Below are 13,601 nucleotides of genomic sequence, written 5' to 3'. Positions count from 1 at the left end.
CCCTCGACAGCAAGTGAAAGGTCCGGAGAGCCCATGAGCCGTCCCCGTCTGCTCATCCTCTCGTTCTCGAACATCTCGGCAGACGCGCGCGTGCTCAAGCAGGTCAAGTACTTCGCGGAGCGCTACGACGTCACGACCTGCGGGTACGGCCCCGCCCCGGATCCGCGCGTGGAGCACCTCCAGCTCAGCGACGCCTACGGCATCCGCAGGTGGAGGCGGAGCGAGCTCATCCTGCGGCGCTACCGCCACATCTACTGGAACCAGCCGGTCGTGCCGCACGCCCAAGCGGTGCTCGGGCCGCTCCCCCGGTTCGACGCCGTCCTCGCGAACGACATCGACTCCATCGGCCTCGCACTTTCGCTCGACCCGCTGCACGGCGTGCACGCCGACATCCACGAGTACGCTCCGCGGCAGAACGAGGAGCTGCTCATCTGGCGCTGGTTCGTGGCACCGTACGTGCGCTGGATGTGCCGGCGCTTCCTCCCCCGCGCGCGCTCGATGACGACCGTCGCGCAGGGGATCGCCGACGAGTACCGGCGCGTGTACGGAGTCGAGGCCGGGGTCGTGACCAACGCGGCGCCGTACGCCGATCTCGCGGTCCGGCCCGTCGGCAGCCCGATCCGGCTCGTGCACAGCGGCGCCTCCAATCGCAACCGCAGGATCGAGGTCCTCATCGACGCCGCGATGGGCACGACCACCGACGTGACGCTCGACCTCTACCTGATGGGCAACGACCCCGACTACGTCCGCGAGCTGCACGAGCGCTCCGCGGCGTCCGACCGCATCCGCTTCCCCGAGGCAGCGCCGTACGAGAAGCTGATCGCGCTGCTCAACGGCTACGACGTCGGGATGAACGTCATCGCGCCCACCAACTACAACAACAAGTGGGCCCTGCCGAACAAGCTGTTCGACTACGTCCAGGCGCGGCTCGGCCTCGTCATCGGCCCGTCGCCCGAGATGAGGAACCTCGTCGAGGCGAACGGCTTCGGCGCGGTGTCCGACGACTTCGGCGTCGCATCCGTCACACGCGTCCTCGACGCCCTCACCCCCGAGCAGATCAGCGAGTGGAAGGCACGGGCCGACGAGTCGGCGCACGCTCTCTCGTCAGAGAAGCAGGTAACGATCTGGGGTCGCGCGATCGAAGCCCTGTTCGACCCCGCATGAGCCCTGCCGTCGTCGACGTCGTGATCCCGGTCCACACCGACCGGCGCCCCATCGCGCGCGCCGTCTCGTCGGTGCTCACGACGGCCGGCGTCGACACCCGGGTCATCGTCGCGTGCCACAACATCGAGACCGTCAGCATCGCCGCGGCCCTCGGCGCGTGGGCTGACGATCCACGCGTGCTCCTCATCCATGTGGCCGACGGCATCCCGAGTCCGGCCGGACCGATCAATGCGGGTCTGGATGCCGCGACCGCCGAGTTCACCGCCCTCCTCGGCTCCGACGACGAGTACGAGCCCGGCGCGGTAGACGCGTGGGTGGCCGTAGCCCGACGTGATGGGGCGGACGTCGTCATCCCGCCCCTGCGCACCGCACCGGGCGCCGCGACCCGCAGCCCTCCCACGCGCCCGTTCCGCGCGCGCGGGCTCGACGGTGTGCGCGACCGCCTCGCCTATCGCACAGTGCAGCTCGGCCTCGTCTCGCGAGAACGGTTCGGCAGTCTTCGGATGGCCACAGGGCTGCGCACCGGGGAGGACGTGATCCAGGGCGCTTCGCTCTGGTACTCGGATGCCCGGATCAGCCTCGCGCGGAACGCCCCCGGCTACCTGATCCACGAGGACGACCCCGCCAACCGCACCTCGAGCACCCCGAAGCCCGCCGCCGAGTCGCTCCTGTTCCTGGACAGCGTTCTCGCCGAGTCGTTCACGTCGACGCTCTCGCCCGCGCAGAGGGAGTCCTTCGCGGTCAAGCTCCTGCGCACCCACATCATGGACGTGCTCGCCGCATCGCTCAGAGCGGGGGACCCTGCCGCGGACCTCCCTGCGCTCACCGCCGGTGTGCGCCGAATCCTCGCCCTCGCCCCGACCGCCCCGGGCATCCTGAGCCGCCGGGAGTCCCGCATCGTGAACGGGCTCGCGGGCATCCCGGACATCGCCGGGCTGACCGCCGAGCTCGCCGTCCTCACCGACTACCGGCGCCCGTCGAATATTCTCCCGGCGTCGATGCGGAGGCTGCTGCACCGCGAGGCCATGCCGCGGTTCCTCGCCGCCATCGCCCTGATGCGCTGACGTCTCAGGCCGTGACACCCAGGAACGGGGCTATGGCGGCCGCAGACCGGCGCCCGTCATGCACGGCCTCGACGAAGGCCGGGCCCGCCGCCCTAAGAGCGCTGAACGCCTCGGGCTCGGCGGCGACTCGGCGCAGCTCGGCCTCCAGCGAGTCGATCGTCGCCTCGTGCACGGGCAGGTCGAGGCCCGTCAGCTGCCGCACCCGGTCACGCGTCGGGCTGTCGATGTGGCTCATGACGAGCCTGCCCGAGGCCATCGCCTCGCAGGCCGCGACTCCGTAGCTGCCCAGTGCGAACTGGTCGAGGACGATGTCCGCCTCCGCGTAGAACTGCGGCATCGAAGCGTGCGGCACGTTCACCACGCGGCGGTACTCGATAACGCCCTCGTCCGCGAGCCTGTGAAGCACGGGCTCGATGCGATCAGTCCCCTTGAGCCAGCGCTGCGACGGCGCGTGTGCGACGATCGGAACGCGGCGGGTCTCGCGCGGGTCCAGGGCCGAGCGCCAGCGGGCCGCGTCGACGACGACCGGGAACCACGCGGCATCCGGCTGCCACTGCAGCAGGTCGGGGGTCGAGACGAGCACGGGCACGCCGGTACGAGCCACGAGCTCGGCGTTGCGGGCGGCGGTCTCCTCGAGCGCGCGCACAGTCCCGGTCCGCTCGTGGAAGGGCGACCACTCGCTGGACGCGGCGTGCCGCGACGGCGGGCGCAGGTCGCTGCCGTGAAACAGGAGCGCACCGTGCACGCCGCGCTGCGCGAGGCGGGCAAGCTCGACGGCCGGGTCTGAGCCGTAGCGCCGGCCCAGCAGCGGCAGCCCCGACTCCCACACCACGTGGGTCTGGTGCGCGAGGAACTCCTCGAGGGCGTCGTGCCAGGCGGCGGAGCGCTGGAACACGGCGACAGGCACCCTCAGGTCTGCCTCGGGCTGGAACGGGCCCACACCGATCCCGTGCATGGCGACGGCCGCGACCTCGGGCAGGTAGTGCTCGATGCCGCGCGCCCACTGATAGCCCTGGCCTGCCGAGTTCGCCGGTCCCAGGAAGAGCCGCACCGGCTCCTCGCGGATCGGAGGGAGGGCGGGCACGTCCGCCGACGAGAAGCGGAATCGCGCGGCATCCGCGAACCGGCCCAGCAGTCCCTGCCCGGCGGCGATCCGGTAGGCGAAGCGGCGGACGGGCTCCGGCGCCCGGTCGAGCAGTGCGACCGCGTCGACCATGGCACCTCCGCGCCGCGTCAGGGGTTCAGGGGCCCGCGCACCCGGCTGAACGCAAGCGCACCAATGGTAGCCTGACGCAAATGAAAGATCTGTGGAGTGCCCTTCGCGACCTCCTGCCGCTGCTACCCGGCCGAGCTCGGCAATTCCTCGTCATCTACCTCGTCTGCACGGCGATCCTCTCGCTGTTCGACGTCGCGGCGATGTCGCTCATCGCCCTCATCATCACGCCGGTGGCCTCGGGCACGGCCGTGACCCTCCCGATCCTCGGGCAGCTCCCCGATACGGCGACGCCGTGGCTGCTCCTGATTGCGTGCGGCCTCATCATCGTCAAGAGCGTGCTGGCGGTGGTCATGCACTGGATCGCCACCCGCCAGTTCGCCCACTACGAGTTCGAGATCGGCGCCCGGATGTTCCGTGCCTACCTCGGCGCGACGTGGGAGGAGCGCTCCAAGCGCAGCACCGTGGAGTTCACCCGCATCGCCGATACGGGCATCTCCGTGGCGATCTCGAGCCTCATCCTCTCCCTCCTGACCGTGCCGGGGAGCATCCTCACCATCGTGCTCACCCTCGCCGTCCTCATCGTCGCGCAGCCGGTCACGGCGCTGCTCTCGCTCGTGTACCTCGGGCTCGTCGCTGTGCTGATCAACCAGGTCGTGACCAAGCGCACGCTGCGCGCTTCGAGCGACAACCGCGACTACAGCTACCGCGTGGCCCGTCTGCTCATCGAGATGGTCGAGGCCATGAAAGAGCTCACGCTCCGCGGCCGCCTGGAGCAGATCCAGGTGGTGGTCGCACGCCACCGGAAGGGCGCCGTCAAGGCCCGCGCCACGCTGGCCTTCCTGGGCAACATCCCCCGCTACGCCTACGAGACGGCCCTGGTCGGCGGATTCCTCCTGATCGGCGGCACCGGCTACCTCATCGGCGGGCTCAGTACCGCGATCATCGCGGTCGCCCTCTTCGGCGTCGCGGGCCTTCGACTCATCCCCGCCCTCACCGGCATCCAGGCCTCGATGATCAGCGCGACGGCGAGCGTGCCCTGGGTCAAGGACGTGGTCAACGACCTCCACGGCGCTGAGGCCAACGCGACGGACGCCCTCGGCGGTGTTGACGCGACGGTGCTGCCGGCAGCGCCGCGCGCGCTCGAGCTCCGCGACATCGAGTTCCGCTACCCGGCGGGCAGCGACTCCGTGCTCCACCGCCTCGACCTCGAGATCCCCCTCGGCTCGTCACTCGGCATCGTCGGGCCCAGCGGCTCCGGCAAGTCCACGCTCATCGACCTCCTCCTCGGGCTCCGGCTCCCGACCGACGGCGTGATCGCCATTGACGGGACGCCTCTTCCCGAGGTCATCCACGCCTGGCGCTCGCGCATCGGCTACGTCCCACAGCGAGTGACACTGTTCGACGGAACCATCGGCCAGAACGTGGCTCTCACCTGGGACGAGGACTACGACCGCGAGAAGGTCCTGCAGGTGCTCGAGAAGGCCCAGCTGAGCTCCCTGGTCGCGGCCCGTGAGCACGGCATCGACGAGAGGATCGGCGAACGCGGAGTCTCGCTCTCCGGCGGCCAGCAGCAGCGGCTGGGCATCGCCCGCGCACTCTACTCAGACCCGCTCGTGCTGGTGCTCGATGAGGCGACCAGCTCGCTCGACACAAAGACGGAGGATGACGTGGTCCGAGCCCTGAAGGATCTGCACGGCGAGGTGACGATCATCGCCGTCGCGCACCGCATCTCGACGATCAAGGACTACGACCAGATCTGCTACCTCGACCGCGGCCGCATCCTCGGCAAGGGGTCGTTCCACGACCTCGCCTCGGCAGTCCCGCAGTTCGGCCTGCAGGTGCAGTTGGCAGGCTTGGGCGAGGGCGACGGAGGGCTCGTAGCGTGACCGCCGCCCGCCCCCGCATCCTCTGCGTCTCGTTCTCGCCCATCCACGCCGACTCCCGAGTGCTGCGCCAGCTCGAAGTGCTGCGCAAGCACGGGGACGTGACCACCGTCGGGTACGGGCCTGCCCCTGAGGGCGTGGCGCGCCATATCCAGATTCCCGACAAGGCGTCGTCGCTTCCCGAGACGCCTCTGGGGGTGCTCAAGCTCGCGCTCCACCTGCACAACGCGGTCGAGCTCACGGCACCGGGCGAGAAGGCGGTCGTGCGCGAGACTGTCGCCTCCGGGCCGTACGACCTCGTCGTCGCCAACGACGCACGCGCTCTGCCGCTGGCGTTCGCCGCCGCGGGCGAGGCGAAGGTCTACGCCGACATGCACGAGTGGGCCCCCGAGGAGCGCGCGACGGTCTTCATCTGGCGCCTCCTCGTCGGGCCGTACATGCAGTACCTGTGCGAGAAGTACCTTCCCCGCACCTCCGCCGCGACAAGCGTGAGCTCGGGGCTTGCCGGGCTCTACACGAAGCAGTTCGGTGTTGAAGCCGGACTCGTGCGCAACGCTCCCGACTACCGCAGCGATCTGAGGCCCTCGCCCGTCGATCCCGACCGCATTCGCCTCGTGCACAGCGGCACGGCCGACACCGAGCGCAACATCGTCGAGCTCATCGAGGCGGTCCAGATCCTGGGCGACAGGTTCTCGCTGGACCTGTACCTGCTGGAGGTGCCGGGCGGGCACCTCGCCGAGCTCAAGAAGCTCGCGGCGAGCTCGCAGCGCGTGACCGTGCACGACCCCGTGCCGCCGGACACGCTGCCGACCGTGCTCAACGAGTACGACCTCGGCGTCTTCCTCTACCCGCTCAAGACGCTCAGCCATCTCTACGTGCTGCCCAACAAGTTCTTCGACTTCGTCCAGGCGCGCCTGGGGCTCATCTTCTCGCCGGCTCCCGAGATCGACTCCTACATCGCCAAGTACGAGCTGGGCCTCATCACCCGCGACACGACGACCGACGGACTCGTCGAGACGCTGCGGGGCATCACCGCCGCCGACGTAGCGACATTCAAGCAGGCTTCCGACCGCTCGGCGCGCGAGCTCTCGAGCGAGCCCGACCGTGCCACGCAGGACGCGCTGGTCGCGAGATTGCTCGCCGACCGTCGATGAGGGTGGTCATCGCCACCCGGATCTTCGGGCCGGAGGTCTCCGCAGCGTCCGGCATCCTGCGGATCTGGGCAGAGGAGTTCCGCGACCGCGGCTGGGAGGTCACGGTGCTGACCACGCGCCCGCCGCGCGGCGCGGTCATCGACGACCCACCGGGTATCGACGTTCGCCGGGCGCCGGTCAAGCGCGACAAGCAGCACTACGTGCGCGGGTACCTGAGCTACATGAGCTTCGATATCCCGCTGGCCCTCCGGATGCTCTTCTCCCGCCGCGCGGACCTCTACATCGTCGAGCCGCCCCCGACGACGGTCGCCGTCGTCCGGGTGGTCTCCGCCCTGCGCCGCACCCCGTACGTCGTGCGCGCCGCCGACTACTGGACGGAGGCCGCCGAGCTGGTCACCACCAACCCGGTCGTCATCGGCACGCTGCGCCGGCTCGAGGCCTGGGGGCTGCGCGGGGCCAAGATGCTCTTCGCCGCCCACCAGCCGCTCATCGACCGGTTCCGCGAGGTGGGCATCCAGACGCCCGCAGTGCCCATCGGGTTCGGCGCCGACACCAAGGACTTCCGCTACGAGGGGCAGACCCCGCCGTCGCCTCCCGTGTTCGTCTACGCGGGCACGCACTCCGAGTGGCACGGGGCGGGCATCTTCGTCGAGGCGATGCCGCAGGTCGTGGCGCAGCACCCTGGAGCCCGGCTGCTCTACTACGGCAACGGCGAGGAGCGCGAGCCGATGCGCGCCCGTGCGGACGAGCTCGGGCTCGCCGACTCGATCGAGTTCCACGGGCCCATCCCGCCCGCCGACCTCTCCCCGATCATCGCGGGAGCCACGGCGACCGTCGCCAGCCTCTCGCCTGTTCCCCCGAACGACTACGCGCTCGCGACGAAGGTCTACTCCTCGCTCGCGGCGGGATGCCCCGTGGTCTACGCCGGGCGGGGACCGACGGTCGCCTTCCTTCGCGACTCCGAGCACCCCCGCGCCGGGGTGGCCGTGGACTACGACGTCGACGCCGCGGCCACCGCCATGATCGCCGCCGCATCATCCCCCCTCCCGCCCGCCGCACGGGCCGAGCTCGCGCGGTGGTCGGCCGCCCAGTACTCGCTCGGCTCGATCGCGACGACGGTCGTAGACCAGAGCCTCGCGGTCATCGGCGCGTAGGATTGAAAACTTCGACATACCCCTGGAGAAACCCCGTGAAGATCGCTGTCATCGCCCTCGGCAAGATCGGCCTGCCGCTCGCCGTCCAGTTCGCCAGCAAGGGCCACGACGTCATCGGCGTCGACGTCTCGCAGCACACCGTCGACCTGGTGAACCAGGCCACCGAGCCGTTCCCGGGCGAGGCCCACCTGCAGGAGAAGCTCTCCGAGCTCGTTCCCGCCGGCAGGCTGCGCGCCACCACCGACTACTCCGAGGCCGTGCCCGGCGCCGACGCCGTCGTGCTCGTGGTCCCGCTGTTCGTCGACGAGGAGACCGCGGAGCCCGACTTCGGGTGGATGGATGCCGCGACCAAGTCGCTCGGCGCGGTGCTCACCCCCGGCACCCTCGTGTCCTACGAGACCACGCTCCCGGTCGGCACCACCCGCACCCGCTGGAAGCCCATGCTCGAGGAGGCCTCGGGCCTCACGGAGGGCGTCGACTTCGACCTCGTGTTCTCCCCCGAGCGCGTGCTCACGGGCCGCGTGTTCGCCGACCTCCGCAAGTACCCCAAGCTCGTGGGCGGGCTCAGCGAGCGCGGCGCCGCCAAGGCCGTCGACTTCTACCGCGAGGTGCTCGACTTCGACGAGCGCGCCGACCTGGTCCGCGCGAACGGGGTCTGGGACCTGGGCAGCGCGGAGGCCGCCGAGCTCGCGAAGCTCGCCGAGACCACCTACCGCGATGTGAACATCGGCCTCGCCAACCAGTTCGCGCGCTACGCGTCCACCGCCGGCATCGACGTGTACCAGGTCATCGAGGCCTCGAACTCGCAGCCGTACTCGCACATCCACCAGCCCGGCATAGCGGTCGGCGGTCACTGCATCCCGGTCTACCCCCGCCTGTACCTCTGGACGGACCCCGAGGCCACCGTCGTCTCGGCGGCGCGCGCGGCCAACGCGGGCATGCCCGACTACACGATCGGCCTGCTGGAGGGCGCCTACGGCGACCTGACCGGCGCGAAGGTCGCCGTGCTCGGCGCCGCGTACCGCGGCGGCGTGAAGGAGACGGCATTCTCCGGCGTCTTCGGCGCGGTACAGGCGCTCACGCAGCGCGGGGCGGTCCCGGTCGTACAGGATCCGCTCTACACCGACGATGAGCTCGTCAAACTCGGCTTCACGCCGTACCACCTCGGCGAGGACGTCGACGCTGTGGTGGTGCAGGCCGACCACAGCGAGTACCGCTCCCTCACCCCGGCGGAGCTGCCCGGGCTGAAGGCCTTCATCGACGGGCGCCGGGTGTCCTCCGCCGAGCAGTGGCCGGGCATCCCGTACCGCGTCATCGGCAAGGCGACCGCCTGATCGCCCGGGACCGGCCGGCCCGCCTGCCGTCTCAGACGCGCATGGCATAATTGAGCGACCGGCGGGCCCGCGCAGCAGGGCCGGGCGACAGGTCCTCCACCCCTGAGACTTCAGATCGGACGACAACACATGTGTGGAATCTTTGGCTACATAGGTGAGGATGCCCTCGACTCCACGTCGACGAAGACTCTCGTCAAGCACGCCCAGCAGCGGGGCCGCGACTCGAGCGGCATGATCATCCGCGACAAGAGCAGCTTCCACGCCTACCGGGCCGACTACCCGATCGGGTGGCTCCTGAAGCGCATCCCCCCGCTCGGAAACCTGTTCTTCGGCCACAGCCGGCTCGTGACCAACGGCACCGGTGACAACCAGCCCGTCCTCCGCGAGCAGGTGCTGGTGCTGCACAACGGCATTGTCGTGAACGAGGAGGCGATCTGGAACCTGCTGGGCAAGACCCCGGCGCTCCAGGTCGACACCGAGGTCATTCCGGCGATCATCGCCTCCCACCTCGCCGAGGGCGGCTCGATCGAGACCGCCGCCGAGCGCGTGCTGAGCATCACCGAGGGCGTCGTCGCGTGCGCGGCCCTCGTGCCGGCGCTGGGCAAGCTGCTGCTCTTCTCCAACAACGGCAGCCTGTACGTGGGCGAGAAGTCCGGCGGCACGGTGTTCTCCTCGGAGTCCTACCCGCTGCGCGAGATCGGCGCGGAGAACATCCGTCAGCTGCGCGGCGGCGAGAGCCTCGTGATCGACGTGCCCCCGCAGGCCGAGGAGATCGGCGTCACGGAGTGGGCGAACCGCGACTTCGACCTGGTCCCCGGCCTCGGCGTCTCCCTCGAGGAGGAGAAGCTCCTCCAGTACCCGAAGCCGGACTTCCGCCGCTGCACGAAGTGCATCCTGCCCGAGACCATGCCCTTCATCTCGTTCGACGAGAACGGCGTCTGCAACTACTGCCAGCACTACAAGCCCCGCAACCACCCGCGCCCGAAGGAAGAGCTGTTCGAGCTCATCAAGCCGTTCCGCCGCGCGAGCGGCGACGAGGTGCTGGTGCCCTTCTCCGGCGGTCGCGACAGCTCGTACGGCCTGCACCTCATCATCCACGAGCTCGAGCTGCGCCCGGTCACGTACACCTACGACTGGGGCATGGTCACCGACCTCGGCCGCCGCAATGTCAGCCGAATGTCGTCGAAGCTCGGCGTGGAGAACATCATCGTCGCCGCGGACATCACGAAGAAGCGCGACTACATCCGCCGCAACCTGAACGCGTGGATCAAATCGCCGCACCTCGGGATGCTCAGCGTGCTGACCGCGGGCGACAAGCACTTCTTCCGCCACATCGAGACGCTCAAGCGCCAGACCGGCGTGAGCCTCAACCTGTGGGGCATCAACCCGCTCGAGGTCACGCACTTCAAGTCGGGCTTCCTGGGCGTCCCGCCGGACTTCGCCGAGGAGAGGGTCTACAGCCACGGCGCGATGAAGCAGCTGCGCTACCAGTCGCTGCGACTCAAGGCCATGTTCCAGAGCCCCGGGTACTTCAACCGCTCGATTCCTGACACGCTGCTAGGCGAGTACTACCGCAGCTTCACGGAGAAGACGGACTACTTCCACATCTTCGACTACTGGCGCTGGGACGAGAAGCAGATCGAAGACACGCTGGACAGCGAGTACGACTGGGAGCGCGCGCCCGACACCCAGACCACCTGGCGCATCGGCGACGGCACGGCGGCGTTCTACAACTACGCGTATTACACGATTGCCGGGTTCACCGAGCACGATACCTTCCGCAGCAACCAGATCCGCGAGGGCGACATCACCCGCGACGAGGCCCTGCGCCTCGTCGAGGAGGAGAACACCCCGCGCTACCCCAACCTCAAGTGGTACCTCGATGTCGTGGGCGTTGACTTCGCGACCGCGATCAAGGCCATCAACGACGCGCCGAAGCTGTACAAGGTCGCGTCGATGCAGCCGCTGACCTAGTCCTGCCTGCTCGTGAACGGCTCCTCCTCAGGGAGGGGCCGTTCAGGCGTTGAGGGCGGGCTCGGACCGGACCGGCTCGGTCCGCCGCAGCTGCGGCCACACCACGGCGAGCAGGCCGGCGTACGCCAGCGCGCCGATCACCCAGACCGCGGAGGGCCCGACCGGGAAGCCGGGCCACCACCACTCGGCACCGTCGTCGAGGTTCAGGCCCTGCTGGTCGGCGCCCGTGACGTAGCGGCGGATGTTCACCTGCAGCGACACGAAGTTGGCGACCGCGAGCGCCGCGAGGATGGCGAAGGTCTGCACGCGCGTGAAGCTGATCCCGGTGCGTGCCGGGTCTGTCACGAGCAGGAACGCGAAGAGCACGATGAGCGGCAGCAGGTAGCGCGGCTGCAGGTTCGCGCCCACCTGGTCGCCGCCCGCGGTGAGCACGTAGACCGGAAGGGCGACGAGCACCGCGAGAGTACCCCCGACAGCGAGCGCCTTGCGCCAGTCAATCCTGCCGATACCGGCGAATCCGACGACGATGAAAGCGGAGGCCGCGGCCCACGGGACGATGCTGGGGAGCTGCGTGTCGAGCCACCCGAGGGCCCACGTGCCCCACACTCCCGTCCAGAGCAGGGGGAGCATGAGCAGGTTGTACGCGGCAAGAGCGAAGCCGCTGAGCGGTGCTCCCGCACCGGTCTCCCCCGTGACGGGATTGACCGCGCTCGCGCCGCCATCGCTCGTGAAGCCCGAGGATGCGACTCCCGACTGTCCGGCGCTCGCGAAGAACGCGAAGGCGACAATCAGCCCGACGAGGGGCAGAATCGCGGAGAGCAGGTAGGCGCGCGTGCGCATCATCGTGAGGATGACCGCGGTCACGGTGGCCCCTACGACGTAGACGGCCGCGTCGCCCCGGGCGCCCGCCGCCATCACGACGCCCACGAGGTAGAGCGCGCCGAGCGCCCAGCGTCGGCGGCCCGTGGCCTCGAACCACCCGAGCAGGGCGAGGAATGCCGTGCCGACGCCCGTGACCGCCCATCCGCTCGGATTGTTGGACGGGATGATGAACATTCCGAGGGGAACGAGCGCGATGAGCCAGCCCCACAGCAGCGTGCGGCGCCTGTCGAGCGGCAGTAGGGCGAAGAGCGCCGTGGCGAGCCCCACGAAGAGTCCGGCGTTGATGAGGCGCATGGCGAGCGCGCTCACCTGCACGTCGTCGCCGGCGAACAGGTGCATCGCCGCGTAGTACACGGGAGGGTACTCGCCGGCGAAGTTGCCGCGGTCGATCTCCTTGGGTGTGGTGTCCTTGAGGTAGTCGTAGGTGCAGTCGGCGCTGCGCGACTCGACCTGCGCGTAGCAGGCGATGCGCACGAACGAGTTGGGCACGATGCGCGTGGCTGCCGACGAACCCGGCTCGCACTCCGCGCTGCCGCCGTCGGCGCACCAGATGCTCACCACGTGGTAGTCGTCATCGGGCCCGGCGCCGATCGGCGACGCGAACGCCCAGGCCGACAGCGCGATCAGCGCGAGCACGGGGGCGAGCAGGATCCACCGGAAGCGGAAGCGGCGGCCCGGTTCCTTCTCAGTCATCGTCACTGTCCCGTGAGGCCCTCTCGACGTCGAGCGCCAGCTTCTGCACGACCTTGCGGAGCTCGTCCCGGGTCTTGGCGAGTTCGAGACTGACCTGCATGAGGATCAGGAAGACGACGAAGAACGCACCGACGAACAGCAGGTTGATCGATGAGGCGATGCCGAAGAAGTGGCTGATGGCGTCGAGGAGCCCCGGCCAGGCCGACAGCACGATGGCGGCGATCGAGGCGATGAGCCAGAGCACGGCGTACTTCTCCGGCAGCACGTACGAGCGCAACAGGAAGATCACGGCGAGCAGGAGCACGACGGCCATGGCGATGGCGAGGACCTGAGGGGTCATGATGCGGCAGCCTCCTTGTTCGCCCGGCGCGCGGCGCGCAGCTGCGGCGGTACGCTCCGGATGCTCGCGAGCCCGAGGATGAACAGGATGCGGGCCGTGTACAGGGTCGCCCGGAACACGGACTGCGATGGCGTCCCGCCAGCCCGCTCGTTCATGACGGTGGGGATCTCGGCGACTGTGAGGTGCTGTCGCGTGGCGAGAACTATCGACTCGACGGTATCCCCGAGCCACTCGACGGGGTAGTGCTCGGCGAAGATGGTGAGGGCGCGGGGGCCGGCGATGCGGAAGCCGCTCGTGGCGTCGGTGAGCCTGGTGCGCGCGTAGGCGGAGGCGACACGCGCGATCAGCCGCTGCACCCCGCGGCGCGCAGCGGACGACTTGAACGTGCCGCCGTCGAGGAAGCGGCTGCCGATGACGATGTCCGCCCTGTCGAGCCCCGCGACGAGGGCGGCGATGTTCTCCGGCCGGTGCTGCCCGTCGCCGTCGAACTGGATCACGGCGTCGTAGCCGTTGCGCACCGCGTACTTGAACGCCGTGCCCATGGCGGCGCCCACCCCGAGGTTGATCGCGTGCGAGACGACGCGCGCGCCGGCATCCCTGGCTATCTGAGCTGTCGCGTCGCGGGAGCCGTCGTCGACGATGACGACGTCCTCCAGAGGATGCACCGCCGAGAGCGACTGGAGCACCTGGCCGATGACGTCCGCCTCATTGAGCGCGGGCACGGCGACGAGAACTCTCATAGC

General features: G+C 69.6%; 11 protein-coding genes. 7 read left to right on the top strand and 4 right to left on the bottom strand.

All coding sequences use genetic code 11. The annotated features are described in order from the left end of the window. Positions 1–33 precede the first annotated feature (33 nt). Together AC1RTC_RS10205 and AC1RTC_RS10200 are read left to right on the top strand one after the other, a co-directional pair. Positions 34–1,164, top strand: coding sequence for a glycosyltransferase family protein (locus tag AC1RTC_RS10205; RefSeq protein WP_493155420.1), 1,131 nt, complete (start codon positions 34–36; stop codon positions 1,162–1,164). After that, a complete protein-coding gene (locus AC1RTC_RS10200; RefSeq protein WP_493155419.1) occupies positions 1,161–2,228 on the top strand; it encodes a glycosyltransferase family 2 protein in 1,068 nt (355 codons plus the stop codon). Before AC1RTC_RS10205 ends, AC1RTC_RS10200 begins: the two co-directional genes overlap by 4 nt. Before the next feature lie 4 nt (positions 2,229–2,232). Here AC1RTC_RS10200 and AC1RTC_RS10195 read toward each other — a convergent pair whose 3' ends face one another. Continuing rightward, complete coding sequence (locus AC1RTC_RS10195) at positions 2,233–3,444, bottom strand: glycosyltransferase (RefSeq protein WP_493155418.1); 1,212 nt, start codon at positions 3,442–3,444, stop codon at positions 2,233–2,235. An 80-nt stretch (positions 3,445–3,524) separates the two neighbouring features. Between AC1RTC_RS10195 and AC1RTC_RS10190 the strand changes: the two genes are divergently transcribed. The 5 genes from AC1RTC_RS10190 to AC1RTC_RS10170 all read left to right on the top strand — a co-directional run bounded on the left by AC1RTC_RS10190 (position 3,525) and on the right by AC1RTC_RS10170 (position 10,943). After that, on the top strand, positions 3,525–5,330 hold the full coding sequence (locus AC1RTC_RS10190) for an ABC transporter ATP-binding protein (RefSeq protein ID WP_493155417.1): 1,806 nt from the start codon (positions 3,525–3,527) through the stop codon (positions 5,328–5,330). Beyond that, entirely contained in the window at positions 5,327–6,481 is a 1,155-nt protein-coding gene (locus AC1RTC_RS10185) for a glycosyltransferase family protein (RefSeq protein ID WP_493155416.1), read from the top strand. Before AC1RTC_RS10190 ends, AC1RTC_RS10185 begins: the two co-directional genes overlap by 4 nt. A 2-nt stretch (positions 6,482–6,483) precedes the next feature. Further along, a complete protein-coding gene (locus AC1RTC_RS10180; protein ID WP_493155415.1) occupies positions 6,484–7,635 on the top strand; it encodes a glycosyltransferase in 1,152 nt (383 codons plus the stop codon). A 35-nt stretch (positions 7,636–7,670) separates the two neighbouring features. Further along, complete coding sequence (locus AC1RTC_RS10175; RefSeq protein ID WP_493155414.1) at positions 7,671–8,969, top strand: nucleotide sugar dehydrogenase; 1,299 nt, start codon at positions 7,671–7,673, stop codon at positions 8,967–8,969. A 129-nt stretch (positions 8,970–9,098) separates the two neighbouring features. Continuing rightward, the gene (locus AC1RTC_RS10170) at positions 9,099–10,943 is read left to right on the top strand and encodes a hypothetical protein (RefSeq protein WP_493155413.1); all 1,845 of its coding nucleotides are present in this window, start codon (positions 9,099–9,101) and stop codon (positions 10,941–10,943) included. 42 nt (positions 10,944–10,985) lie between these two features. Here AC1RTC_RS10170 and AC1RTC_RS10165 read toward each other — a convergent pair whose 3' ends face one another. Genes AC1RTC_RS10165 through AC1RTC_RS10155 form a run of 3 tightly spaced genes read right to left on the bottom strand, consistent with a single transcriptional unit; the run spans position 10,986 to position 13,598 of the window. After that, the gene (locus AC1RTC_RS10165; protein WP_493155412.1) at positions 10,986–12,518 is read right to left on the bottom strand and encodes a DUF2142 domain-containing protein; all 1,533 of its coding nucleotides are present in this window, start codon (positions 12,516–12,518) and stop codon (positions 10,986–10,988) included. Then, positions 12,511–12,858: a DUF2304 domain-containing protein gene (locus tag AC1RTC_RS10160; RefSeq protein WP_493155411.1), complete on the bottom strand. Its 348-nt coding sequence runs from the start codon at positions 12,856–12,858 to the stop codon at positions 12,511–12,513. Before AC1RTC_RS10160 ends, AC1RTC_RS10165 begins: the two co-directional genes overlap by 8 nt. Next, complete coding sequence (locus AC1RTC_RS10155) at positions 12,855–13,598, bottom strand: glycosyltransferase family 2 protein (RefSeq protein WP_493155410.1); 744 nt, start codon at positions 13,596–13,598, stop codon at positions 12,855–12,857. Before AC1RTC_RS10155 ends, AC1RTC_RS10160 begins: the two co-directional genes overlap by 4 nt. Between the last annotated feature and the right edge of the window lie 3 nt (positions 13,599–13,601).

It is taken from the genome of Rhodoglobus sp. GW821-FHT12B09, from assembly GCF_058809925.1.
This window is presented reverse-complemented; position numbering and strand designations above follow the sequence as displayed.